Raw genomic sequence first — 23,851 nt, forward strand, 5'->3', positions numbered from 1 at the left:
TCCGGCCGTGGCCCAGGCTCTGGAACTCACCGTTGGCGAGCGCGCGGTCCGGGTGTCCAACCCGGACAAGGTCTACTTCCCCGAACGGGGCATCACGAAGCGGCAGGTGGTCGAGTACTACCTGACCGTCGCGGACCCCCTGCTGGCCGTCCTGCGGGACCGGCCGACCACGCTCAAGCGGTTCGTGGACGGGGTGGCTGGGGAGGCGTTCTACCAGAAGCGGGTGCCCAAGGGCGCGCCCGAGTGGGTGCGGACGGTCGGGGTGCGCTTCCCGTCCGGCAGGCCCGCCGAGCAGGTGCGGCCGACCGAGGCGGCGGTGCTCGCGTGGGCGGCGAACCTGGGCACGCTGGACTTCCACCCGTGGCCCGTGCGAGCGGACGACACCGACCACCCGGACGAGCTGCGCGTGGACCTCGACCCGCAACCGGGCACCGGGTTCCGCGAGGCGGTGGAGGTGGCGGGGGTGCTGCGGGAGGTGCTGGCGGAGCTGGGGATGACCGGGTACCCGAAGACCTCCGGCGGGCGCGGCGTGCACGTGGCGGTGCGCATCCGGCCGGAGTGGGACTTCGTGGCGGTGCGGCACGCGGTGATCGCGCTGGGGCGCGAGGTCGAGCGGCGGGTCCCCGACCTGGCGACGACGTCGTGGTGGAAGGAGGAGCGGGGGCGGAAGGTGTTCCTGGACTTCAACCAGGCGGCGCGGGACCGGACGATCGCGTCGGCGTGGTCGGTGCGGGGGACGGCGGGGGCGACGGTGTCGACGCCGGTGACGTGGGGGACGTTGGGGGAGGTGGACCCGGTGGCGTTCGACGTGCGGACGGTGCCGGACTACCTGAGCGACGTGGGTGACCCGCACGCCGGGTTGGACGGGGAGGCGTTCGGGATCGAGGAGCTGCTGGGGTGGTACGCGGACGATCCGCGGGGGGAGATGCCCTACCCGCCGGACTACCCGAAGATGCCGGGGGAGCCGCCTCGGGTGCAGCCGTCGAAGGCGCGGAAGGCGGAGTGAGCGGGGCGGGGTCGCTGGATCGGGTGGAGGTGGCTCGGGTGAGCTGCGGGAACGCGGGCGGGCGGGGCGTGGGCCGGTAACGGCGGTCCGGCCGCCCACGACCTCCGGGTGTCCCGTTCACCTGGAGGTCGCCGTGGTCCAGCAGTTCCCGCCGAGCGGGTCGAAGCCGCCGCGTGCCGCGCTGTGGGTCGCGGGGGTGATCGGGGTGCTGGTCGTGCTGGGGCTGGTGGCGAACCTGCGGGGCGGTGGCGCCGGGGTCGCCGAGCGGTCCACCGGGGTGCCGGTCCTGCCGACCGCGGCGGCCACGCCCACGACGACGACCACGCCCGCCACCTCGGTGGGCGCGGCGGCGGTCAGCGCGGCGGAGCCCGCTCCACTGCCCGAGCCGTCCCCGGTGGAGACGTGCGTGGTGCCGGACGTGGTGGGCATGGTCCACCAGACCGCGCAGGACACCATGCAGGCGGCGGGGCTGTACCTGCTGCACGAGGAGGACGCCACCGGGCGGGGGCGGATGCTGCTCTACGACCGGAACTGGGTGACCACCGGGCAGAGCGCCGCTGCGGGGCAGGTGGTGGACTGCTCGACCGCGATCACGTTGAGCGCGAAGAAGATCGGGGAGTGACGGGACCCCGCCCGGCGCGGTGAGGTGCTTTGGCTTCGGCGGGCGAAGTCCCCGGCGCGCGTGCGTGTTTTCAAGATCGTTTGAGGCGGGTACGGCGTCATCCCTGCTCACGGCCTCGCGAAAGTTGCGCCGACCGGCGGAAGTCCCGGTCGGGCGGTCGATCGGGCGCTGCTCCTCTCGTACCATGGACCGGGTTGTCGGTCGGTCCCGAGGAGGTGGGCAGGTGGTGGACTCCTACGTCGTCCGGTACGTCGGCGGGCCGCTCGACGGGCGGGTCGACTCGGTCGCGCGGCCTGGGCCCGAGCCTCGGCCCACGGTCAAGCACGTGCACCTGCACGGTGGGCCCAAGATCGTGCACCACTACGACCTGCACTACGCGGTCGAGTACGGGTGCGAGTACCGGCTCCGGGTCGAGGGCGAGGACGAGAGCGGCGACGGGGACGACGGCGGCGGCGGGTGTGCGGGCTGACGTCCCGGCCCCGCCTTGGTGATCATCCACTGTGGACTCGGCGGCCCCTCGGCCGCCCGCCCGCGGATCCCGGCTCGATTTCCCTTGCGCCGCAAAGCCAACCGCCTCCTTGCGCTCCGCAGTCGTGCGGTCGCACAGTGGTGGCCCCGCGTGCGCGAGGGGCAGCCACCCGCCGGGAATGTCGGTGCCGTAGGGCAAGCTGCACCCCGAAGAAGTTGATCAGTGGAGGTGCCGATGGCCAAGGCCAAGCAGAGTCTGTCCCCCGAGGACCTCGACCACCTGCGGGCTGAACTCGACGCGGGTCGGCAGCCCCCGGTGTGGTTCACCGCCTCGGCGGTGGGGATGGAGGCGGGCAAGTCGGCGAAGGTGCTGGCGCTCACCGACCCGCCCGAGGGCGACTTCATCCAGGTCCGCCCGACCGGGGCCAGGGACGAGCTGTCCTTCTCCCCGGCCGAGCTCACCCTGGAGAAACCCGCCCCCCGCAAGAAGGAGCCCGCCCCGCCCCCGCCGCCGCCCGCCGCCGCCCCGGTGGCTGCCGCGTCGGTGGAACCGGGCCCGGTCGAGCACATCTACACGCCCGAACCGCCGCCCGCCAAGCCCAAGCCCGCCGCGAAGACCGCGCCGAAGAAGCCCGTCCGGGGCGTCGAGGTGACGGTCACGCTCAACTCCACCGCCGACGGCGAGTGGACCGTGGACGTGCAGAGCGGCAGCAAGCGCACCCTGCGCGCGGCGCCCATCTCCGCCGCGCTGGTCGCCCAGGCGGCCCGGTCGCTGCTGCCCGAGGTGCACGAGGCGGTCGAGGGCGTGCTCGCCGCGGCGCGGGAGAAGCACCTGGCCCGCGTCGAGCAGCTGCGGACCGAGCTGGAGGCGGCGCAGCGGGCGCTGGACGAGCTGTCCGAGTGACCCCGGTGTCGCCGGAACGCTCAGCCCGGTGACCACTCAGTGCTACTCCGTGGTGATCTGCACTCCGCGATCGGGTGAGGGTACTTCCCCTGCGCAGCGGTAGAGCGCACGGTGAGGGCGAAATACCTTCGGGAGCGGGTAGGACCGCTCGACACGGGGAGGTCAATCATGGCGGTAGAGAGCACGGCGGCGGAGCGGCCCGCGGCCGGGGGTTGCGGCTGCTGCGGCGGCTGCACCGGCCCTGGGTGCGGCTGCTGCTCCAGCTGCTGACGAGGACGAACGGGTTCCGGCCCCGGTCGCGCACCCCGCGCGGCCGGGGCCGGTCCGCGTCCGGGGCGAGCCCTCGCGGGCGTTCACCGCGCGCACCCCCTCACAACCCCGCGAGAACGCGGAACGGTTCGGGGTGAGCACCGCGAGCGCCCCCGAGCGGACCCCGGAAAACCGGCCCGACAACGCCGGAGGGGGCACGTCCGGGGCTCTCGAAGCCCCCGTCCGCACCCCCGACCGGTCACCAACCGTCACCAAGTCCCGATCACGGCGGGCACACGGTGTTGTTCGACGGCGTCTTCCCGTCGACCAGGAAGTCCTTCGCGAACCCCGCCGCGCAGGCCGAGTTCACCAGCGCCCCGTGCCCACCGCCCTGCCAGCCGACCAGCACCCCGCCGGGCAGCGACTGGGCGACCCGCTCGGTCCCCGCCTCGGGTGTCACCGGGTCGGCGGCCGTGCTCACCACGAGCACCGGCGGCACCTGCTCCAGCTTCGGCGCCTTGTCCAGCTGCGGCACCGGGAACGGCCCGCACACCAGCAGCTGCCGCGCGTGCCACGCCCCGAACAGCGGGTGCTTGCTCCCCCAGTCCTCCGCCAGCGCCGCCACCCGCTCGGGTGGCACCCGCGAGGAGGTGTCGTTGCAGGTCGTCACGATGCCCGCGTCCAGCCGGGGCGGGTCCGCCTCGGTGCCGCCCACCAGCGGGGCGACGAACCGCACCAGCGGCGCCCCGTCACCGCCCTCGGCCGACACCAGCGCGTCGGCCAGCTCCGCCCAGCGCCCCCGGTCGGCCAGCCCGACCAGCACCGCCCTGGTCGCGGTGCCCGCCGTCACGTCGATCCCGGTCGAGTCCCGCAGCGGGGTCGACCGCAGCTTCTCCAGCAGCGCCGTGAACCGCTTCTCCGCGTCGGCCCCCAGCGCGCACCCGCGCACCGCGCAGTCCGCGGCGAACGCCTCGAACGCCTCCTGCGCCGCCACCGCCTTGGCCTCGGCGACGCCCATCACGTCCAGCGTCGGGTCCGGCGCCCCGTCCAGCACGAACCGCCCCACCGCCGACGGGTACCGCGCGGCGTACGTGGTCAGCACCTTCGAGCCGTCGCCGACCCCGATCGCGTTCAGGTGGTCGACCTTCAGCTCGACGCGCAGCTGCTCCAGGTCGGCGGCCGTGCGCCAGCTGTCCAGCGCGGTCAGCTGGTTCTCCATGTCCAGCACGCACTCCTGGCTGGCCCGCCCGACGTGCTCCAGCAGCCGCTCCTGCGAGGCGACGCCGGGGTCCGACTCGACGATCCCCAGCCGAGCCGCCCCCGGCACGCACTGCACGCCGTCCGAGCTGCCGGTGCCCCGGCGGTCCATCCCGATCAGCGTGAACGTCCGCAGCAGGTCGGCGGGCAGCGCGGCGGCCATCCTGGCGGCAAGGACGGTGCCCGGCTCGCCGTCCGGGTCGCCGAGCACGACCAGCGCGCTCTTGCCCGACCCGACCTTCAGCAGCTCGACCTGCAACGTCCCGCGCCCCGGCCTGCTCGGCGCGTCCAGCCTGGCGCTGAACCGCGCGCAGTCGTAGGTCAGCCCGCCGGTGGGGACGTCGCCGCTCATCCTGGTCCTGGTCACGGCGGTGCAGTCGGACCAGTCGATCCGGCCGCCGAAGTCCTCCAGACCGGGCAGCTCCCGCGTCCCGGACGCCGAGGTGGGCGGCGCCTGACCGTCCCCGCCACCACGCACGGCGATCACCGGCCGGGTCGACGGGCCCGCGCTGCACGCCGCCAGCGCGCTCAGTGCCACCAGGAACAGGGCGGCGTGACGCCGACGCGGCACAGTCGTTCCCACCTCTCAGACGACGGACATCGCAAAGAGTCACACAGTCCAGGTGAGACTTCAGTGAGAGCCACGGGGGAGGATGGGGCGTGGTCACCGCGCACGTCGACAGCAGTCCCGCCCCCCGCTCGCCCCTGGGCGCCGCCTCCGCCGCGCTGGCGAGGGGGGCCGCCGCCGTCCCGCCCACCGCGCTGCTGCTGGTGGGGGTGATCAGCGTGCAGGTGGGGGCGGCCGTGGCCAAGAACCTGTTCGCCCAGGTCGGGTCGGCGGGCGCGGTCACGCTGCGGCTGGTGCTGGCCGCGCTCGTGCTGCTGGCGGTGTGGCGGCCGTCGGTGCGGATGCCCGCGCGGACCTGGGCGGTGGTGGGCGGGTTCGGGGTGGTCCTGGGGACGATGAACCTGCTCATCTACCAGGCGATCGAGCGCATCCCGCTGGGCGCGGCGGTCACCATCGAGTTCCTCGGGCCGCTGGCCGTCGCGGTGCTCGGGTCCCGGCGCTGGGTGGACGGGGTGTGGGCTGTGCTCGCCGGGGGCGGGGTGCTGATGCTGGCCAGGGCGGACGGCGGGCTCTCGTTCGCCGGGGTGGCGTTCGCGCTGGCCGCCGCCGCGTGCTGGGCGGCGTACATCCTGCTGTCGGCCGCCGTGGGCGGGCGGACCAGCGGGGGGAGCGGGCTGGCGCTGGCGATGGTGGTCGGGTCGCTGGTGGCGCTGCCGTTCGGGATCGGGTCGGCGGGCGCCCAGCTGGTCGACCCCCACGTGCTGCTGGTCGGGCTCGGGGTGGCGCTGCTGTCGTCGGTGGTGCCCTACTCGCTGGAGCTGGAGGCGCTGCGGCGGATCCCGTCGAAGACGTTCGGGGTGCTGATGAGCCTGGGCCCGGCCGCCGCCGCGCTGGCCGGGCTGGTGCTGCTGGGGGAGCGGCTCGACTGGGCGCAGTGGGTGGCGGTGGGGTGCGTGGTGGCCGCGTCGGTGGGGGCTACCCGGAGCGCTCGGCGCTGAGGTCCGGCGCCTCCCTGACCTCGCCCCGGAGCACGGCGGCCAGGTCGTAGCGGGCGGGCTGGTCGAGCTGGTCGTAGCGGCAGGAGGCGGCCTCCCGGTCCGGGCGCCAGCGGCGGAACTGCCCGTTGTGGCGCAGCCGGGCGGGCGCCGCGCCCTCGGTCTGGCTGTAGGAGATCTCCAGGACGCGCTCGGGGGTCAGCGGGGTCCAGTCGGACTGCTTGCGCCAGCGGTTCTCCTCCCCCGGCGAGCGGCGCCCGTCCGAGTGGCCGACCCAGGGGTGCTCGCCCCCGGTGATCAGCGGGGACAGCTCCTCGGCCAGCGCCCGGCGCTCGGCCGCCTTGAACGAGCCGACCACGCCGACGTGGTGCAGCACCCCGGCGTCGTCGTGCAGGCCGAGCAGCAGGGAGCCGACCGCCGTGCCGGGTTCGGTGTCCTTGTGCCAGCGCAGCCCGGCCACCACGCACTCGGCGGTCCTGGCGTGCTTGACCTTCACCATGGCCCGCTTGCCCGGCAGGTAGGCGCCGGCCACCGGCTTGCCGACCACCCCGTCCAGGCCCGCGCCCTCGAACAGGCCGAACCAGCGCCGCGCCAGCTCGACGTCCCCGGTGCACGGGGTCAGGTGCAGCGAGCCGGACGGCGTGAGCACGTCCTCCAGGGCCGCCCGCCGGTGCGAGGTCGGCCGGTCGAGCAGGACCTCGTCACCCAGGGCGAGCAGGTCGAACGCCACGAAACCGGCCGGGGTCCGCTCGGAGAGCAGCGCGACCCGGCTCGCCGCCGGGTGGATCCGCTCGGTGAGGGCGTCGAAGTCGAGCCGCCCGCCGAGGGAGACGACCAGCTCGCCGTCCAGCACCACGCGGGCCGGGAGCGCGGAGTCGCGCAGGGCGGCCTCCACCTCGGGGAAGTACCGGTTCAGCGGCTTGCCGCTGCGGGACTGGAGGACCACCTCGGGGCCGTCGCGGAAGACCAGGCAGCGGTAGCCGTCCCACTTGGGCTCGAAGAGCAGGTCGGAGGTGGCGGGGATGGCGTCCGCGCTGGTGGCCAGCATCGGCTGCACGGGCGGGGTCAGCGGGAGCGGCACTCGGTCTCCTGACTCGGTCGGTCCGGAACGGGACGTCCGGGCGCGCGCGGGATCGTGGGCTACCTGGCCCGCGCGTAGCGGAGCATCAGGTAGCCCTCGTCGTGCAGCGCCGAGGACAGCTCCATGCCGCGCGGCACCGCCGACGGCACACCGGCGCCGATCCGGCCCGCGCCGCCCGCCACCAGCAGCGGGGCCACGGTCAGGCACAGCACGTCCACCAGGTCCGCCGCGATCAGGGACGCGAACAGGGCGGGCCCGCCCTCGCAGTCCACCCGGCGCAGGCCGCGCTCGTCCAGCGCGCGCAGGGCCAGCGCGGGGTGGACCGAGGACTCGCCCGCCACCACCACGTCCGCGCCCGCCTCGGACAGCTCCGCGCGCCGCCGGGCCGGGGCCTCCGAGGTGGTCAGCACGATCGGCGGCACCAGGGTGTCCGTGAGCAGCGGCGAGTCCGGCTCCAGCGAGCACCGGCCGCTCACCACCGCGATCGGCGGGATCGGGGCCAGGCCCAGCCGCGCCCTGCGCTCGGCCCGCGCCTTCCCGGCCACCACGCCCCGGTAGCCCTCGGCCGAGGCGGTGCCCGCGCCCACCAGGACGACGTCGGCCAGGTCGCGGCCCAGGGCGAACACCTTCTGGTCGGCCGCGCCGCCCAGGCCGCCGGAGCGGCCGTCCACGGTCATCGCGCCGTCGGCGCTGGCCACGAAGTTGACCTGCACCCACGGGCGGTCCAGGTCCGCAGGGTGGTCGTAGAGCCGCTCCAGCTCCGCGTCCGTGATGTTGCTCTCCGCGCCGCTCCCCGGCCACAGCTTCTGCACCGACCCATCCCAGCACGGCGTTAGGCTCCCCGCCATGCCCGCCCCCAGCCTGGTCGAACGCGATCCGCAGGTCGCACCGGACGAACTAGTCGGGGCGATGGTCCCGCCACCGCACTTCGACGCGGTCCGCTTCGACACCTACGCGCCCAACCCGGACGAGCCCAGCCAGGCCGCGGCCGTCGCGGCCTGCGCGGAGTTCGCCGGGCGGATCGGCGCCGGTGGCGAGCGCAAGGGGTGGCTCGGGTCGCTGTTCGGCAAGCGGGACAGCGGTCCCGCGCCGGGGCTGTACCTGGACGGCGGGTTCGGGGTGGGCAAGACGCACCTGCTGGCCTCGCTGTGGCACGCGGTGCCCGGTCCCAAGGCGTTCGGCACGTTCGTCGAGGTCACCAACCTGGTCGGGGCCCTCGGGTTCGTGGAGACGGTGCGCAGGCTCGGCGACCACCGGTTGCTCGCGATCGACGAGTTCGAGCTGGACGACCCCGGCGACACCATGCTGGTCGGCAGGCTCATCAAGGAGCTGACCGAGGCCGGGGTCGCGGTCGCGGCCACCTCCAACACGCTGCCGGACAAGCTCGGCGAGGGCCGGTTCGCCGCCGCCGACTTCCTGCGGGAGATCCAGAAGCTGGCCGCGCGGTTCGAGGTGGTCCGGGTGGACGGGCCCGACTACCGGCACCGGGGGCTGCCCGACGCGCCCGACCCGATGGGCGACGACGAGCTGGTCGCCAGGGCCGAGGCCACGCCCGGCTCGACGCTGGACGACTTCGGGGCGCTGTGCGCGAAGCTCGCCAAGGTCCACCCGTCCCGCTACGGGCGGCTGCTCGACGGGGTCACCGCGGTTCACCTGAAGGGCGTGCACGCCGCGCCCGATCAGTCGGTCGCGTTGCGGCTGGTCGCGCTGGGTGACCGGCTCTACGACCGGGACATCCCGGTCGCCGTCTCCGGGCAGCCGCTGTCGGAGCTGTTCACCGAGGAGATGCTCACCGGCGGTTACCGCAAGAAGTACCTGCGGGCGGTGTCCAGGCTGGTCGCGCTTTCCCGCTGATGGACGAGTGTCGGCGCGCTTCCCGCCGGGTACTCGTGCGGGGCCTGGGAGTCCGCGGGAGGAGCGCCGATGCTGAGCGAGCGGGAACGCAAGACGCTGCAGGAGATCGAGTCCAGACTCGCGGGGGAGGAACCGGCGCTCGCCTCCGCGCTCGTCGACGGCAAGCCGACCAGGCCCACGGTCGGCTACGCGCTCACCGCCGCGTTCCTGGCGCTGGGGATCGTCCTGATGACGCTGGGCGCCTTCTGGGACGGGGTCGGGTCGATCTCGTTCGGTCTCGTCGTGCTGCTGTTCAGCCACACGACCTGGAAGTAGCGCCTGCTCCGAGGTGGACCGGGGAGGGGTTCGGCTCCCGGATCGCGCGTGGGACCGTCGCGGTTGTCGACCGCCGCGACGGCCCGTCCTGAAGACCCTCGCCTCACCCGTCCGAGCGACCGCTCCCGGTGACGATCGGGTCACCAACCCCGCCCCGGCCGGAAATGCGTCGCGCCGCGCTCGCGCGGTGAGCGAGCATGGGGCCCGTGGGTTTCCTCGATGCGAACGGTCTCGCCTACCGGCTCCCCGACGGGCGGGAGCTGTTCCGCGACGTCTCGTTCAAGGTCGCCGCGAATTCCGTGGTGGCGGTGGTCGGCGCCAACGGCGTCGGCAAGTCGACGCTCCTCAAGATCATCTCCGGGGACCTGTCCCCGGCCGCCGGCTCGGTGCGGGTGCAGGGCGGGTTGGGGGTGATGCCCCAGTTCGTCGGGTCCGTGCGGGACGAGAGCAGCGTGCGCGACCTGCTGCTCTCCGCGTCCCCGGCCGCGCTGCGCACCGCCGCCGCCGAGCTGGACGCCGTCGAGCTGGCCCTCATGGAGGCCGACGACGAGCCGACCCAGATGCGCTACGCCTCCGCGCTCGTCGCCTACGGCGAGGCGGGCGGCTACGAGGCCGAGGTGCTGTGGGACGTGGTCACCGTCGCCGCGCTCGGCGTGCCGTTCGAGCGGGCCCGGTTCCGCGAGGTCAGGACGCTGTCCGGCGGCGAGCAGAAGCGGCTCGTGCTGGAGGCGCTGCTGCGCGGGCCCGAGCAGGTGCTGCTGCTCGACGAGCCGGACAACTACCTGGACGTGCCGGGCAAGCGGTGGCTGGAGCAGCGGCTGGTGGAGACCGGCAAGTCGGTGCTGCTGGTCAGCCACGACCGGGAGCTGCTCGCCGAGGCCGCGACGCACGTGGTCACCGTCGAGGCGCACGGCGCGTGGGTGCACACCGGCTCGTTCGGCACCTGGCACGAGGCGCGCGCCGCCCGGATCGAGCGGCTCGCCGAGGAGTGGAAGCGCTGGGAGGACGAGCACGACCGGCTCAAGGAGCTGGTGCGCACCCTCCAGGTGCAGGCCACGATCAGCGAGGTGATGGCCGCCAAGTACCGGGCCATGCAGACCAGGCTGCGCAGGTTCGAGGAGGGCGGGACGCCGCCGGAGATGCCGGTGCAGGAGCGGGTCGCGCCCAGGCTGCGCGGCGGGCGCACCGCCGTGCGCGCGGTGACCTGCGAGGCGCTGGAGCTGACCGGGCTGATGAAGGCCTTCGACACCGAGGTGTTCTTCGGCGACCGGGTCGCGGTGCTCGGCTCCAACGGGTCCGGCAAGAGCCACTTCCTGCGGCTGCTGGCGGGCGGCGACGTCGCCCACACCGGCTCGCTGCGGCTCGGGTCGCGGGTCGTGCCAGGGCTGTTCGCGCAGACCCACCAGCACCCGGAGTGGCTCGGCCGCACGCTCGTGGACGTGCTGTGGCACGGCGAGGGCGACCGCAAGGGCCTCGACCGGGGCGCGGCGATGTCGGTGCTCAGCCGGTACGGGCTGTCCGAGCGCGGCGACCAGCTGTTCGACAACCTGTCCGGCGGGCAGCAGGCGCGGTTCCAGGTCCTGCTGCTGGAGCTGTCCGGGGCGACGCTGCTGCTGCTCGACGAGCCGACCGACAACCTGGACCTGAACTCGGCCGAGGCGTTGCAGCAGGCGCTGGAGGAGTTCACCGGCACGGTCGTGGCGGTCACCCACGACCGGTGGTTCGCCCGCTCGTTCGACCGGTTCCTGCTGTTCCGGTCGGACGGCGAGGTGGTCGAGGTGGACGAGCCGGTGTGGGACGAGCAGCGGGTGAAGCGGGCGCGCTGAGGCGCGGCGGCGCCGGGTCGCGGTGACCCGGCGCCGCAGGCGTCAGCCCGCCGGGAGCAGCGCGGCCCGCAGCGCTGCCGCGTAGGCCTGCTGACCGGCGCGGTTCGGGTGGTAGGAGCGGTTGACCGGCAGGGAGACGCCGTTGACCCACGGCGAGCCGCCGCAGACGCCGTGCCCCCGGAAGGCCGGGCGCACGTCCACGAACGAGAACCCGGCGGCCTTGGCGCGGGCGGCGGTGGTCGCGACGATCAGGTCGGTCGCCCGGTTCACCGCCGCGCGCCTGGCCGCCGACGGCCCGAGCAGGCAGAAGCCCTCCTCGAACAGCCTCGGGTAGCCGACCACCGCGACCGGCGCGGGGGTGCGGGCCCTGACCGCCGCGTAGGCCGCGTCCAGCCGGGCGGGCAGCTCGGCGCGGATGAACTGCTCGGCCGCCGCGACCCTGCGGGCGCAGGACGAGTCGGTGCCGGTGGTGCAGGTGGTCATCACCTCGGTGAACCCGGCGTCGTTGCCGCCCACGGTCAGGGTCACCGAGGACGTCTCGGAGTTCACGCCCGCCGCGACCTGCCGCGCGACGTCGGCGGTCGACGCGCCCGTGCAGGCCTGGAACGACAGCGACGAGTTCAGCCGCGCCGCCCACAGCACCGGGTGCGCGGCCTGGCTGCGCCTGCACGCGCCGGACTCGGACCCCGCGCCGAGGCCCGACGCGAACGAGTCGCCGAGCGCCAGGTGCTCGGGGCGGATGCGGGCCCCGGCGACCGGGTCACCGGAGACCTCCGCGACCACCGGGGCGGAGTCCTCGGTGAGCGCGGAGCCGGTGGCCACCTGGGGCTCTGCTGCTTGCGCTTCCGCGGGCGAGGCGAGCGCTGTGGAAACCGATGCGAGGGGCACGAGCGCGGCGATCAGCGCTGCCGCCAGGATCTTCATGCACCGGACCTACCACCGCGCCCGCCCGCCGCCGCAGCCCGTTAACCCGTCAGAAGGTGACGCACACCGGAACGGGCGTCGGCCAGGTGCCGGTGGGCACGGGGAGTCCGGCCCCGTCCAGCTCGAAGGTCGCCACCGTGTTCGAGTTCTGGTTCGAGGCGAACAGCAGCGCCCCGGTCGGGTCGAACGCCAGGTGCCTCGGGTACGCGCCCCACGCGGGGACCAGCGCGCTCAGCTCCAGGCCCGCGCCGTCGTCGAGCACCTGGAACACCGCGATGCTGTCGTGGCCCCGGTTCGACACGTAGACGTGCCGCCCGTCCGGGGACACCAGGATCTCCGCCGGGTAGTTCTCGCCGCCCTCGGGCAGCTCCTCGCGCAGCGTGCTCAGCACCGCGCCCGGCGTGAGCACGCCGTCGGCGTACGACGCGACCGTGACCGTCGAGTCCAGCTCGTTCGCGACGTACGCGAACCGCCCGCCGGGGTGGAACGCCAGGTGCCGGGGGCCCGCCCCGGCGTGCGTGCGCGCGGTGGCGACGTGCTCCAGCCTCCCGCCGACCAGGCGGTAGGTGAGCACCGAGTCCGCGCCCAGGTCCACCGCCAGCACGAACCGGCCGGTCGGGTCCACGACCACCTGGTGCGCGTGCGGGCCCTCCTGCCGGTCCCGGTTCGGGCCCGAGCCCTCGTGCCGCACCAGGTCGGTGCGCTCGCCGAGCGAGCCGTCCGGCAGCACCGGGTGCGCCGAGACGCTGCCGGAGGTGTAGTTGGCGGCCAGCAGGTGCCCCTCGTGCAGCACCAGGTGGCACGGGTCGGCCCCGCCGGTCGACCGCCGGTTCAGCACGACCGGCACGCCGTCCGCGCCGATCGCCAGCGCGGTCACGGCCCCGTCCTCCTGCTCGTTGACCGCGTACAACCGGTCGCCCGCGCGGACCAGGAAGGACGGGTTCGGCACGTCGGCGACCACCCCGGTGTGGGTGAGCACGCCCTTCGCGCGGTCGTAGGCGGCCAGGCCGATGCCCTCGCCGCCGCCCTCCCAGGTCGTGTAGGTGCCCAGGAACACCGCAGCGCTCCCGGTACCGGTCTCGGTCATCAGCAACCCCGTTCCTCGGTTCCAGCGGGACCGGCGCGGCGCGTCCGCGACCGGCGCGGCCCCGAACGGCGCAGTACCCGTCCGCCCCACCGCCGAATCCTAGGTGCGCCACCCGTCCGGCCGGTGCGCCGACACCGTGTGCAACGGATCGCCGGGAAATCGCCCGATTGCGCAATGAACGCACCGGAAGCGCAATACCTGACGGCTGAAAACGCCACCACATGACCTCTAGCCTGAAGACATGACCGCCACCGCCCACCACGCCGCCCCGCGCACCGCCTCGGACTTCATCGACCTCGACGAGCGCTGGAGCACGCACAACTACCACCCGCTGCCCGTCGTGCTCTCGCACGGCGAGGGGGCCTGGGTGACCGACGTCGAGGGGCGCCGGTACCTGGACTTCCTGGCGGGCTACTCGGCGCTCAACTTCGGGCACCGGCACCCGGCGCTCGTCGCCGCCGCCGTCGAGCAGCTCGGCCGGGTCACGCTCACCAGCCGGGCGTTCCACCACGACCGGTTCGGTCCGTTCTGCCGGGAGCTGGCCGAGCTGACCGGCACCGAGGTCGCGCTGCTGATGAACTCCGGGGCCGAGGCGGTCGAGTCCGCGGTGAAGGTCGCCAGGAAGTGGGCCTACCGGGTCAAGGGGGTGCCCGCCGACCAGGCCGAGATCGTCGTCGCGGGCTCGAACTTCCACGGCCGCACCACCACGATCGTGTCGTTCTCCACCGACGAGAGCGCCCGCGCCGACTACGGGCCGTTCACGCCCGGCTTCCGGGTCGTCCCGTACGGGGACCTGGCCGCGCTGGAGGCCGCCGTCACCGACCGCACCGCCGCCGTGCTGCTGGAGCCGGTGCAGGGCGAGGCGGGGGTGATCGTGCCGCCCGCCGGCTACCTGGCCGGGGCGCGCGCGGTGTGCGACCGGGCCGGGGCGCTGCTGGTCGCGGACGAGATCCAGTCCGGGCTCGGCCGCACCGGCGAGGTGCTGGCCCTGGACCACGAGGGCGTGCGCGCCGACCTCTACACCCTCGGCAAGGCCCTCGGCGGCGGCATCGTGCCGGTGTCCGCCGTGGTCGGCTCGCACGCCGTGCTGGACGTGCTGCGGCCCGGCGAGCACGGCTCGACCTTCGGCGGCAACCCGCTGGCCTGCGCGGTCGGGCTCGCGGTGGTGCGCCTGCTGGCCACCGGCGAGTTCCAGGAGCGCTCCCGCGAGCTGGGCGCGCACCTGCACGCGCGGCTGGGCGAGCTGGTCGGGCACGGGGTGGACGAGGTGCGCGGGCGCGGCCTGTGGGCGGGCGTCGAGCTGTCGGCGGGCGGGCCGACCGGGCGCGAGGTGTCCGAGGCGCTGGCCGGGCTGGGCGTGCTGTGCAAGGAGACCCGCGAGACCACCCTGCGCGTCGCGCCGCCGCTCGTGGTCACCCGCGCGGAGCTGGACCACGGGGTGGACGCGCTGGGCGAGGTCCTGTCCCGCTAGGGCCCCGCGAGCGTCCCGGTAGGACGGTTCGTCCGACTCGGGTGCTTTGTCCCCCAGCGATTCCGGGGAAGTTGGGCAATCCGGGGCGATCACCGCCCCCGTGCGCGCATCATCGTCCGCATGGGTGAGCGCAAGCGGGCGTTGGCGGCCGAGGCGCTCGGTCGGTGGACCGAGCCGGACGAGGTGCGGGCGCGTGGCCGCGAGCTGCGCGCCACCACCGGGCCCGAGGCGCACCGGGAGGCCGTCCTGGCCGCCGACCGACCCTCCGTCGTGGACTACGTGACCGCCACGAACGAGGGACGCCTGCCGCACCTCGTCCCGCTGCGCGTCCAGCGGATGCTGGTCTCCCCGTTCGCCTTCTTCCGGGGCAGCGCGGGCCTGATGGCGGGCGACCTGGCCGCCGGGCCCCGCAGCGGGCCGACCGCGCAGCTGTGCGGCGACGCGCACGCGGCCAACTTCGGGCTGTACGGCACGCCCGAGGGCAAGATCGTCATGGACGTCAACGACTTCGACGAGACCCTCCCCGGCCCGTGGGAGTGGGACCTCAAGCGGCTCGCCACCTCGCTGGTGCTCGCCGGGCGCGAGGGCGGGGTGTCCGAGAAGGGCTGCCGCAGCGCCGCGGAGGACGCCGCGCGCGCCTACCGGGGCGCCGTCCGGCACCTCGCCGCCCTGCCGTTCCTGGAGTCCTGGAGCGCGCTCGGCGACGAGTCCGTGCTGTCCAGGGCCAAGGCCGACGACCTGGGCGAGGAGTTCGCCAAGGCCGCCGCCAAGGCCCGCCGCAACACCAGCGCCAGGGTCGCCGCCAAGTGGACCACCCGCGCGGACGGGCACTGGCGGTTCGTCACCGACCCGCCCGTGCTCGACCGGGTCGCCGAGGACACCGCGCAGGCCGTCGTGGACGCGCTGCCGTCCTACGTGGACACCCTGCGCGAGTCCCGCTACAACCTGATCATGCGCTACGGCGTGTCCGACGTGGCCTTCCGCGTCGTCGGCACCGGCAGCGTCGGGCTGCGCAGCTACCTGGTCCTGATGCACGGCAACGCCGACGAGGCCCTCGTGCTCCAGGTCAAGGAGGCCAGGCCGTCCGCGCTCGCCCCGTTCCTCGGCCTGCCGCCCGCCAAGCACGAGGGCAAGCGGATCGTGCACGGCGCCCGGCTCGTGCAGGCCGAGACCGACATCCTGCTCGGCTGGACCACCGTGCAGGGGCGGCCGTTCATCGTCCGGCAGTTCCGCAACCGCAAGGGCGAGATCGACCCGACCCTGCTCAAGCGCGGCGAGCTGGAGGACTACGGCCGGTTCGCGGGCGCCCTGCTCGCCCGCGCGCACAGCCGCTCCCTGGACCCCCGGCTGCTCGACGGCTACTTCACCGGCGCGGGGGAGGAGTTCGACGAGGCCTTCGCCGGTCACGCCGTCGACTACGCGGACCGCACCCGTGCGGACCACGCGGAGTTCGTCCGGGCGGTCCAATCGGGCGTGTTCCCCTCCCTCGGCGTGGAACACGGGTAACGGGCACCCCGCGCGGGTACGTTGCCGGCGTGACGGACTTCTCGTGGGTCGGGCTCATCAGGCACGCCGAGAGCACAGGGAACGTGGCCAGGGAGGTCGCCGAGTCGAGCGCCCTCCACTTCATCGACATCGACGAGCGCGACGTGGACGTCCCGCTGTCGCAGGAGGGCGAGCGCCAGGGCGCCGCCCTCGCCGCGCACTTCGCCGCCCTCCCGGCGGGCGAGCTGCCGGACGTCGTGGTCGCCTCCCCGTGCCGCCGGGCGCTGCACACCGCCATGCTCGCCCTGCCCGACCACCCCGACGCGCTCGTGGACGAGCGGCTGCGCGACCGCGAGCTCGGCGCGCTCGACCTGCTGACCCGGCGCGGCCTCGCCCACCGCTACCCGGACGAGCTGGCCCGCAAGCGCAGGCTCGGCAAGTTCTACTACCGGCCGCCGGGCGGCGAGTCCTGGGCGGACGTCGCGCTGCGGCTGCGGTCCCTGCTCGGCGACCTGGAGCGGCAGCACGGCGGCAAGCGGGTGCTGCTCGTCGCGCACGAGGTGACCGCGCTGCTGCTGCGCTACCTCCTGGAGGGCGTGCCCGAGCCGGAGCTGCTGGAGTACGCGCGCACCACCGTCGTGCCGAACGCCTCGCTGACCGCGTGGGAGCAGGTCGGCGACGGCTACCTGCTGCGCGTCGCGCACACCACCGAGCACCTGGGCGACCTCGACCCGCTGGCGGTCGGCGGGCTGTGAGGCCGCCGGGTCGCCCGCAGGGCTACTCGTTGGCGCGCCCCCGCGACCGCCGTCGATGATGTGCCGGTGAACTCGCCAACCGGGCTGCGCACCGTCGCGGCCACCCGATACGTCACGCCCTTCCGGGAGGGCGGTTCCCTGCCGGGGCTCGTCGAGGCCGACGACCTCGGCATGTACGTGCTGAAGTTCCGGGGCGCGGGCCAGGGCGTCAAGGTGCTCGTCGCCGAGATCGTCGTCGGCGAGCTGGCCCGCCGCCTCGGCTTCCGCGTCCCGGAGATCGTCCTGGTCGAGCTGGACCCGGAGCTGGCCCGCTCCGAGCCCGACCAGGAGGTGCAGGAGCTGCTGCGCGCCAGCGGCGGCCTCAACGTCGGGCTCGACTACCTGCCCGGCTCGTTCGACTACAACCCCGTCGTGCGCGCCCCGGAGACCGCCGAGGCCACCCGGCTGCTCTGGCTCGACGGCCTGGTCCTCAACGTCGACCGGAGCTGGCGCAACCCGAACACCCTGCTGTGGCACCGGAAGCTGTGGCTGATCGACCACGGCGCCGCCCTCTACCCGCACCACTCGTGGCGCGCCGACCGGTTCCCGGCCGACCGCTACCGGTTCGACGCGGCCGACCACCTGATGCTGCCGTTCGCGGGCGCGCTGTCCGAAGTGGACGGCGAGCTGTCCGCCGCGATCACCCCCGAGCTGCTGGACGAGGTGCTCGCGCTGGTGCCCGACCGGTGGTTGGAGGACGACGAGCAGTTCCCCGGAGCCGACCGGGTCCGCTCGGCCTACCGGGACTTCCTCACCGCGCGGCTGCGCGCGCCCAGGACGTGGGTCGACGAGCTGGAGGCCGCCCGTGCCGCACGTGTTTGAGTACGCGCTGCTGCGCGCCGTCCCCCGGCAGGAGCGCGGCGAGTTCGCCAACGTCGGGGTGCTGCTCTACAGCGCCCCGCTCGGGTTCCTCGGCGCGCGGGTGCACGTGGACGAGGCGCGCCTGCTCGCCCTCGACCCGCACCTGGACGTGGAGCTGCTGCGCGACAGCCTCGCCCACCTCGGCCTGTCCTGCACCGGCGACCGCGCGGCCGGACCGGTCTCCCGCACCACCGCAGGGCAGCGCTTCCGCTGGTTGACCGCGCCGCGCAGCACCATCGTCCAGGCCTCGCCCACCCACACCGGGCTCACCGAGGACCCCGAGGCGGAGCTGGAGCGGTTGCTGGAGGCGCTGGTGCTGCCACCCCGTCCGCTGGGCGACCACTAGGGTTCCCTGGCAACCTGCGGGCCCGCGCCGCGTCTACCGGTGTGAGGCACCTAGAGCCCAGACGGATCGGGGAATCGACATGAGTGCTGGCCATCACGGGCACCAGCAGAGCCCTGGTTACCGCCAGGCGCCGGTGAGGCGGAGGCGGCGGCCGGGGCGGGTCATCGGGTTCGTCCTGGTGGCGCTGCTGCTCGCCGTGGTCGGGATGTGGGTGTACGTCGACACCTCGCTCAGCCGCAGCGACGCGCTGCCCGACTACGAGGGGCGGCCCGCCGACACGCCGGGCACGAACTGGCTGCTGGTCGGGTCCGACGCGCGCGACGACCTCTCGGACGAGCAGAAGGCGAACCTCGCCACCGGTGACGCCGCGGGCAGGCGCACGGACACCATCATGCTGCTGCACATCCCCGAGGGCTCGGGGAAGTCGACCCTGGTGAGCATCCCGCGCGACTCGTACGTCGACATCCCGGACAACGGCAAGAACAAGGTCAACGCGGCGTTCGCGTTCGGCGGCGGGCCGCTGCTGGCGCGCACCGTCGAGGGCGCGACCGGTGTTCGGATCGACCACTACATGGAGGTCGGGTTCGGCGGGTTCGCGAACGTGGTCGACGCGGTCGGCGGCGTGGAGATGTGCCTCGACGAGCCGCTGAAGGACCCGCTGGCCGGGCTGGACCTGCCCGCCGGGTGCCAGGAGCTGGAGGGCTCGCAGGCGCTGGGCTTCGTGCGCACCCGCGCGTTCGCCACCGCCGACCTGCAGCGCGTGCAGAACCAGCGCGCGTTCCTGTCCGCGCTCGCGGACAAGGCCACCAGCGCGGGCACCCTGCTCAACCCGTTCCGCTCGATCCCGCTGGTGTTCGCGGCGACCGACTCGGTGTCGGTCGGCGACGGCGACCACCTGCACCACCTCGCGGCGATGGCGATGGGCATGAGCGGCGGCGTGGACAACGTGACGGTGCCGGTCGGCTCGACGCCGACGCTGCCGGGCGTGGGGTCGGTCGTGCAGTGGGACCGGGAGAACGCGCTGCGGCTGTTCGGGGCGCTGGAGAAGGACGAGGCCGTTCCGGCCGACCTGCTCCAGCAGCCGAAGTAGCGGCGGGCTCGCGCGGTCCTGCGCGGGCGCGGTCCCGATGAGCGCGTGAACGCGGAACGGCGCCGGGGAGGAGTCCCCGGCGCCGTTCCTGTTCTCCGGCCCTCGGCTCGTGCGCCGCGGGCCCGGAGCGCGTCTTCCGCCGCGCGGGTCAGGCCCGCTCGGCCACCTTCTTCGCGTCGGCGGACCGCTTGCCCGTGGTCTCCGCGGCGGGGCGCTCGGCGACGGCCGTCGCCGCGCTCGCACCGTCGGAGCCGGCTATCCGCTTCGCTGACCCGGTTTCGTACAGGGATGAGACCAGGGCGGATGCCTCGACGATGTCCTCGAACTCGCGGACCAGGTCGTCGAAGATCGGCGTGAGTGACACTTGGTAACCCCCAATTAACCGGTTCGTCCCCCGATCGGACCAAGGGAGCGTACTCGTCCTTACCCCCCTTCCGTCCCCCTTACGCGCGCCGTCGCGATCTTTTTCACTGGGAACCCACACGGGGGACCGCATCACTGCGGGTTGCGGCGGTCGTCACACGCTGTTCGGGAATGCGGGGTGACCAGCGGCGGTGAACGGGGCCTGTGAGTGATCCCACTCGCGATTACCGCGTGTTGCGGTGAAGCGCGTTTCGTCGCTCGGTGGAGTCGCCTTTCCCACAGTGGTCCCACGCCCCGTGCGGGAGCCTATGAAGATCAACTTTTGTGGGCCCGTTCTTGTGGGATTGTTCAACGATCTTTGCGCTGGTCAGCGGCGGTGAACGGCGGGTGAACACGAGAAGGGCGATCCGATGCGGTCGTCCATTATCAGATCAGTCTTAACGGATGGCCAACGGGGGGTGTCCTAAAGCTTTCAAAATTTGATCAACTTCGTAAAGTTGACCGCATGTCGGTTCCCGAGTTCAGCGTCGACCTGCACCGCCTCGTAGCGGGCTGGGCGGCGGGCCTCCCGGAGTACGTCGGCACCGCGGCCGACATCGCCACAGACGCGGTGGTCGGGGTGTTCGGGCTGCTGTTCGCCCTGCTGCTGTGGCGGGCGCGGCGGGACGGGAGCCGGGACGACCAGGCGCGGGCGATCGTCGCGCCGATCGCGATGGTGGTCGGCTACCTGGTGAGCAGGACGGCGAAGTCGGTCGTCGAGCAGGACCGGCCGTGCCGGACCATGGACGTGATCTCGGAGTGCCCGCCGGTCGGCGACTGGTCGTTCCCCAGCAACCACTCGGCCATCGCGGGCGCGGCGGCCGTGGCGATCGTGATGTGCGACCGGAGGCAGCGCTGGATCATCCCGGTCGCGCTGCTGGCGGGGGCGTCGCGGGTGTTCGTCGGGGTGCACTACCCGCACGACGTGCTGGCCGGGCTGCTGCTCGGCGCGGTGGTGGCCTGGGTGCTGCAGAAGATGGCCCCGCTGCTGCCGGTGCCCGCGTGGTTCGCGGCGGCCGACAACCCGGCGGTCGCGGACGAGCGCGGCGCGCGCGCCGACGCGGCGGCGTCCCGCGAGGCGGACCGCCGCCCGGCCGGGCGCGAGGGCCACGACGGCGGGAGGGCGGCCGGGCACGGCGACGGCCTCGCGGCCAGCCGCGCGGGCGGGCACGCCGGTGGCCGCGCGGCAGTCCGCGACGGCGAGCGCGACGAGGTGGCCGCGAAGGCGGAGGCGGCGCTGGTGAGCGCGGCGGTGAACGCGGCCGTGAGCGCGGCGGTCGGCGCGGCCATGGGCGGCCCCGAGGCGAAGGCGGCGAGCAGGAGCATCGCGGCGTCGAAGGCCTTGGCCGAGGCGGCCAGGGCCGAACTGCGCCGCACCTCGGACGACGATCCGGCCCACCCCACCCCCGGCCTGCCCCCGACCAGGGTGGCCCCGCTCCCGACGCCCACGAGGGTGGAGCGGGTCCCCGACGCCGACCCGACCACGGCCGTGCAGGTGGCGGTGACCGGCGCGGGCGACGAGGCGACCCGGATGGTGCAGGTGTCCGTGGTCGGCGCGGCGGCGACGCGGGCGATGGCGGCTCCCGGCGCGGACGCGACCCGCGTCCAGGCGATGAGTGCCCAGGCGACGGGTGCGGAGCCGACGCGGGCGCTGTCGGGGCTCGGGGCTGACCAGGGGCGGGCGCTGTCGGCGCAGGGCGGTGACCCGACGCGGGCGATGGCCGCGCAGGGCGCGGAGCCGACCAGGGCACTGCCGACGCACGGGGCTGACGCGGCGCGGGCGATGGCGGCGGGCGCGGAGCTGACCAGGGCACTGCCCGCGCACGGCGCTGACCAGACCAGGGCGATGGTGGCGCAGGGCGGTGACCCGACCTGGGCGACGGCTGCGCACGGGGCTGACCCGGCGCGGGCACTCGCTGCGCAGGCTGGTGACCCGGTGCGGGCGATGGCGGCGCAAGGTGGCGACCCGACCTGGGCGACGGCCGCGCACGGGGCTGACCCGACCAGGGCGCTGCCGGTGCCCGGTGGCGCTGCGGGCGCGCGGGCGTTCCAGGCGCCGGGTGCGGTGACTGCGCGAGCGGGCCAGGCGCCCGGAGCTGGCGCGGCCCAGGGGGCGGGGGTGGACCCGAGCCGCGTCCAGCCCGCAGGCGCTGGCGCCGAGTCGACCCGCATGGTCCAGCTGCCCGGTGCGGGGGCGGATCGTGGACAGGGCGAGACCGAGGTGCTGGCGAGGGTGAGCGCGGACGACGCGCCGCCGCCGCGCGCCGAGTCCACCAGGATGGTCCCGCTCTCGGGGACGACCGGCGGCGCACCCGGCCCCCGCCGAGGTGCCGCTGCTGGCGCCCCGCACCCCGGTGCGGCAGAGAACCGGGCCTTCACGCAGCCCGGCGCACCGCTGCCGCAGCCGGGAATGCCGCTGCCGCAGTCTGATGAGCAGGAATCGGCGTTCGGTCCGGGGGCGACCAGGGCGCTGCCGCAGACCGGCGGGCCGCAGGCTGCATCCAGTGCCAGTGCCAGTGCCAGTGCCAGTGCCGGTGCCGGTGCCGGTGCCGGTGCCGGTGCCAGTGCGGATGCGTCGGAGTCGATGTTCGGTGCGGGAGCGGCGGCCGGTGGTGCTCAGGTTCCGGCGGGCTTGAACCTGACTCGCGCGCTGCCCAGGTCGGGTTCGCTCCAGGGGGTTGCGGGCGCGGGTTCGCCCGGTGGGCGCAGGCGCGCCGCCGACCAGGCGACCGTGCGCGCCACCGAACCCGTCGCCGCACCCCCGATCGCTCCTGCTCCGAACACCCCGGCCTCGAACACGCCAGCCTCGAACGCCCCGCCTGCGGTCGTCCCGCCCGCGATCAACCCGGCTGCCGCCGCCGCGCTCGCCGCCGACCTGCCCGCCGCGAGCACCCCCGCGACCGCCCTGTTCGCCGCCGACCCCGGCGCGGGCAACCCCAACCCCGGCCACCCGGTCGCGGCGAGCGCCCCCTCCAGTTTCCCCGGTGGGCGCTCCGCCGACCCGGACGCCGCCGACACGGCCGTCATCCACGGCCTCTTCCGGAACGACGACCGCAGTCCCGCCGCCGAGAGCCCCGGTTCGGCCCCGGCCTTCGGATCGGCGTTCACCCCGGCGCCCAGCACCAGCCCTGCGCCCGGCGCTGGCTCGGTGTTCGGCGCCACCCCGCCGCCCGGCGCTGTCCCAGCCTCCGGCATCACCCCGGCCCCCGCCGACAACCCGCGCCCCGCGCGCCGCCCAGCCCCCTCGGGCGACCCCGCGACCACCGACGTCCTCCCCCGGATCTGACCCCGCACCCGCCCTCTCACCCGCCCCCCACCCCCCACCAAGCGGGGCGGCCCACCACGGGCCGCCCCGCTTCGCGCTCCCAAGGTCCCGCGAATGGCGGCCGGGTATATCGGTGATTCGCCCGCAAACCGGTTGCGGGGCTCCCCGGCAAAAACCGCCCACCCCATTCAGTTCCGAGTCGGACAGGGGTCGCTTCTGCTTCGGTTCAGCAACGACCACCGCGCCCGCGTGCACCGATTCAGCGTCCCTTCCCCGCCCGTTCACGCCCGTTCACGCGCCCCGCGCCCCCCGTTCTGCGTCGCGCCTGTGTATCAAGCAGGTAACCGGCATAAGAACGGGTTACCCCCCGAACGGTTGACTTGATCCACACTGAGCTACCGAAGGTGGGATCGCTGCCTGTCAGGGCGCTGCCGCCCGGCCGGGTCGACAACCGACCCGTTCGTGGGGCGGGCGCCGGGGTAAGCGCCTGACCGGAACGCGCACGCGCGCCGAGCGGTCACCTGACCTCCGGGGGCATATCCACCGGGACGGTGAGATTCGGGTCGGGCAATGGGGGTAGCTGGGTTGACGCAGTGAATTTCGCACGGCCAGGTGATTTACGTTCACCCGCTGTGAGGTGTTCGCTTCCAGGGTGACAGAGCAAAGGCGCTCCCAGCCGTCCGAACTGGAGTTGGACCTCATCCGACGCATTCAGAACCTCGCGCACCGCGCCGAGGTGACCGCGCACAGCCGTTCCAACCTGGTCGGCCCCCCGCCGTCCCAGGAGCACCTGGACATCCTCGCGGAGATCCGGGCGCTGACCGAACTGGCCGTGGAGGAGCAGGTCGTGGGCAGACCGCGCTCCGCCGTTCCCCCGCAGGCGCCGCGGCCCGTCGAGGAGTCCCTCGGCGAGACCGCGCGGACGCTGGTCTGACGGACGGGGAGCCCCCGCCCGCCGACCGACAGGGGCCCGGCCCACCC

At 74.4% G+C, this 23,851-nt stretch carries 22 protein-coding genes; 16 read left to right on the plus strand and 6 right to left on the minus strand.

Features of this window, described 5'->3' with window-relative positions; translation table 11 throughout:
• Positions 1 to 7 precede the first annotated feature (7 nt).
• The 4 genes from ligD (at position 8) to LV78_RS17590 (ending at position 3,000) form a co-directional block, all read left to right on the plus strand.
• A complete protein-coding gene (gene ligD / locus LV78_RS17575) occupies positions 8 to 1,006 on the plus strand; it encodes a non-homologous end-joining DNA ligase (RefSeq protein WP_253846337.1) in 999 nt (332 codons plus the stop codon).
• Between the two features lie 133 nt (positions 1,007 to 1,139).
• Complete coding sequence (locus LV78_RS17580) at positions 1,140 to 1,628, plus strand: hypothetical protein (protein ID WP_253846338.1); 489 nt, start codon at positions 1,140 to 1,142, stop codon at positions 1,626 to 1,628.
• Positions 1,629 to 1,851: 223 nt separating this feature from the next.
• Positions 1,852 to 2,097 (plus strand): DUF8847 domain-containing protein, encoded by a 246-nt coding sequence (locus tag LV78_RS17585; RefSeq protein ID WP_253846339.1) that lies wholly within the window; start codon positions 1,852 to 1,854, stop codon positions 2,095 to 2,097.
• Positions 2,098 to 2,331: 234 nt separating this feature from the next.
• Positions 2,332 to 3,000 (plus strand): DUF6319 family protein, encoded by a 669-nt coding sequence (locus tag LV78_RS17590; protein ID WP_253846340.1) that lies wholly within the window; start codon positions 2,332 to 2,334, stop codon positions 2,998 to 3,000.
• Positions 3,001 to 3,532: 532 nt separating this feature from the next.
• Here LV78_RS17590 and LV78_RS17595 read toward each other — a convergent pair.
• A complete protein-coding gene (locus LV78_RS17595) occupies positions 3,533 to 5,077 on the minus strand; it encodes an alpha/beta hydrolase (RefSeq protein WP_253846341.1) in 1,545 nt (514 codons plus the stop codon).
• A gap of 89 nt (positions 5,078 to 5,166) precedes the next feature.
• Between LV78_RS17595 and LV78_RS17600 the strand changes: the two genes are divergently transcribed.
• Positions 5,167 to 6,072: an EamA family transporter gene (locus tag LV78_RS17600; protein WP_253846342.1), complete on the plus strand. Its 906-nt coding sequence runs from the start codon at positions 5,167 to 5,169 to the stop codon at positions 6,070 to 6,072.
• Here LV78_RS17600 and LV78_RS17605 read toward each other — a convergent pair.
• Both LV78_RS17605 and LV78_RS17610 read right to left on the minus strand, forming a co-directional pair.
• The gene (locus LV78_RS17605) at positions 6,050 to 7,150 is read right to left on the minus strand and encodes an ATP-dependent DNA ligase (protein WP_253846343.1); all 1,101 of its coding nucleotides are present in this window, start codon (positions 7,148 to 7,150) and stop codon (positions 6,050 to 6,052) included. The two genes, LV78_RS17600 and LV78_RS17605, sit on opposite strands and share 23 nt — an antisense overlap.
• A gap of 59 nt (positions 7,151 to 7,209) precedes the next feature.
• On the minus strand, positions 7,210 to 7,998 hold the full coding sequence (locus LV78_RS17610) for a pyrimidine reductase family protein (protein ID WP_253846344.1): 789 nt from the start codon (positions 7,996 to 7,998) through the stop codon (positions 7,210 to 7,212).
• On the opposite strand from LV78_RS17610, the gene zapE reads away from it, so the two are divergent.
• The 3 genes from zapE to LV78_RS17625 all read left to right on the plus strand — a co-directional run bounded on the left by zapE (position 7,997) and on the right by LV78_RS17625 (position 11,145).
• Entirely contained in the window at positions 7,997 to 9,004 is a 1,008-nt protein-coding gene (gene zapE / locus LV78_RS17615) for a cell division protein ZapE (RefSeq protein WP_253846345.1), read from the plus strand. The genes LV78_RS17610 and zapE overlap by 2 nt on opposite strands.
• A gap of 69 nt (positions 9,005 to 9,073) precedes the next feature.
• Positions 9,074 to 9,319, plus strand: coding sequence for a DUF3040 domain-containing protein (locus LV78_RS17620; protein ID WP_253846346.1), 246 nt, complete (start codon positions 9,074 to 9,076; stop codon positions 9,317 to 9,319).
• Between the two features lie 197 nt (positions 9,320 to 9,516).
• Positions 9,517 to 11,145, plus strand: a complete 1,629-nt coding sequence (locus tag LV78_RS17625; RefSeq protein WP_253846347.1) for an ABC-F family ATP-binding cassette domain-containing protein — start codon at positions 9,517 to 9,519, stop codon at positions 11,143 to 11,145.
• 42 nt (positions 11,146 to 11,187) lie between these two features.
• Here the strand turns inward: LV78_RS17625 and LV78_RS17630 are convergent, their stop codons facing one another.
• Together LV78_RS17630 and LV78_RS17635 are read right to left on the minus strand one after the other, a co-directional pair.
• Complete coding sequence (locus LV78_RS17630) at positions 11,188 to 12,069, minus strand: SGNH/GDSL hydrolase family protein (RefSeq protein WP_253846348.1); 882 nt, start codon at positions 12,067 to 12,069, stop codon at positions 11,188 to 11,190.
• Between the two features lie 49 nt (positions 12,070 to 12,118).
• Positions 12,119 to 13,156 (minus strand): lactonase family protein, encoded by a 1,038-nt coding sequence (locus LV78_RS17635; protein ID WP_253846349.1) that lies wholly within the window; start codon positions 13,154 to 13,156, stop codon positions 12,119 to 12,121.
• 241 nt (positions 13,157 to 13,397) lie between these two features.
• Here LV78_RS17635 and rocD point away from each other — a divergent pair, with 241 nt between their 5' ends.
• The 6 genes from rocD (at position 13,398) to LV78_RS17665 (ending at position 19,203) form a co-directional block, all read left to right on the plus strand.
• On the plus strand, positions 13,398 to 14,627 hold the full coding sequence (gene rocD, locus LV78_RS17640) for an ornithine--oxo-acid transaminase (protein WP_253846350.1): 1,230 nt from the start codon (positions 13,398 to 13,400) through the stop codon (positions 14,625 to 14,627).
• Positions 14,628 to 14,747: 120 nt separating this feature from the next.
• Positions 14,748 to 16,133, plus strand: coding sequence for a DUF2252 domain-containing protein (locus LV78_RS17645; protein WP_253846351.1), 1,386 nt, complete (start codon positions 14,748 to 14,750; stop codon positions 16,131 to 16,133).
• Between the two features lie 29 nt (positions 16,134 to 16,162).
• Positions 16,163 to 16,867, plus strand: coding sequence for a histidine phosphatase family protein (locus LV78_RS17650; RefSeq protein WP_253846352.1), 705 nt, complete (start codon positions 16,163 to 16,165; stop codon positions 16,865 to 16,867).
• Positions 16,868 to 16,933: 66 nt separating this feature from the next.
• Positions 16,934 to 17,728 (plus strand): HipA family kinase, encoded by a 795-nt coding sequence (locus LV78_RS17655; protein ID WP_253846353.1) that lies wholly within the window; start codon positions 16,934 to 16,936, stop codon positions 17,726 to 17,728.
• Complete coding sequence (locus LV78_RS17660) at positions 17,712 to 18,113, plus strand: DUF3037 domain-containing protein (RefSeq protein ID WP_253846354.1); 402 nt, start codon at positions 17,712 to 17,714, stop codon at positions 18,111 to 18,113. The genes LV78_RS17655 and LV78_RS17660 overlap by 17 nt, the downstream gene beginning before the upstream one ends.
• Positions 18,114 to 18,192: 79 nt before the next feature.
• Complete coding sequence (locus tag LV78_RS17665) at positions 18,193 to 19,203, plus strand: LCP family protein (RefSeq protein WP_253846355.1); 1,011 nt, start codon at positions 18,193 to 18,195, stop codon at positions 19,201 to 19,203.
• Positions 19,204 to 19,351: 148 nt separating this feature from the next.
• On the opposite strand, the gene LV78_RS17670 is transcribed toward LV78_RS17665, so the two are convergent.
• A complete protein-coding gene (locus tag LV78_RS17670; RefSeq protein ID WP_253846356.1) occupies positions 19,352 to 19,567 on the minus strand; it encodes a hypothetical protein in 216 nt (71 codons plus the stop codon).
• Between the two features lie 504 nt (positions 19,568 to 20,071).
• Here LV78_RS17670 and LV78_RS40810 point away from each other — a divergent pair.
• Together LV78_RS40810 and LV78_RS17680 are read left to right on the plus strand one after the other, a co-directional pair.
• Entirely contained in the window at positions 20,072 to 22,891 is a 2,820-nt protein-coding gene (locus LV78_RS40810; RefSeq protein ID WP_301306757.1) for a phosphatase PAP2 family protein, read from the plus strand.
• Between the two features lie 631 nt (positions 22,892 to 23,522).
• A complete protein-coding gene (locus LV78_RS17680) occupies positions 23,523 to 23,804 on the plus strand; it encodes a hypothetical protein (protein ID WP_253846357.1) in 282 nt (93 codons plus the stop codon).
• Positions 23,805 to 23,851: the final 47 nt, after the last annotated feature.

Origin of the sequence: Actinosynnema pretiosum (assembly GCF_024171695.1) — a bacterium.
Lineage (GTDB): Bacteria > Actinomycetota > Actinomycetes > Mycobacteriales > Pseudonocardiaceae > Actinosynnema > Actinosynnema pretiosum.

What these genes read in the sequence shown, in the direction of transcription:
- LV78_RS17590 (WP_253846340.1), top strand. Translation starts at nt 2,332, where the DNA reads ATGGCCAAGGCCAAGCAGAGTCTGTCCCCCGAGGACCTCGACCACCTG.
- zapE (WP_253846345.1), top strand. Translation starts at nt 7,997, where the DNA reads ATGCCCGCCCCCAGCCTGGTCGAACGCGATCCGCAGGTCGCACCGGAC.
- LV78_RS17610 (WP_253846344.1), bottom strand. Translation starts at nt 7,998, where the DNA reads ATGGCGGGGAGCCTAACGCCGTGCTGGGATGGGTCGGTGCAGAAGCTG.
- LV78_RS17620 (WP_253846346.1), top strand. Translation starts at nt 9,074, where the DNA reads ATGCTGAGCGAGCGGGAACGCAAGACGCTGCAGGAGATCGAGTCCAGA.
- LV78_RS17625 (WP_253846347.1), top strand. Translation starts at nt 9,517, where the DNA reads ATGGGGCCCGTGGGTTTCCTCGATGCGAACGGTCTCGCCTACCGGCTC.
- LV78_RS17630 (WP_253846348.1), bottom strand. Translation starts at nt 12,069, where the DNA reads ATGAAGATCCTGGCGGCAGCGCTGATCGCCGCGCTCGTGCCCCTCGCA.
- LV78_RS17635 (WP_253846349.1), bottom strand. Translation starts at nt 13,156, where the DNA reads ATGACCGAGACCGGTACCGGGAGCGCTGCGGTGTTCCTGGGCACCTAC.
- rocD (WP_253846350.1), top strand. Translation starts at nt 13,398, where the DNA reads ATGACCGCCACCGCCCACCACGCCGCCCCGCGCACCGCCTCGGACTTC.
- LV78_RS17645 (WP_253846351.1), top strand. Translation starts at nt 14,748, where the DNA reads ATGGGTGAGCGCAAGCGGGCGTTGGCGGCCGAGGCGCTCGGTCGGTGG.
- LV78_RS17665 (WP_253846355.1), top strand. Translation starts at nt 18,193, where the DNA reads ATGAGTGCTGGCCATCACGGGCACCAGCAGAGCCCTGGTTACCGCCAG.
- LV78_RS40810 (WP_301306757.1), top strand. Translation starts at nt 20,072, where the DNA reads ATGTCGGTTCCCGAGTTCAGCGTCGACCTGCACCGCCTCGTAGCGGGC.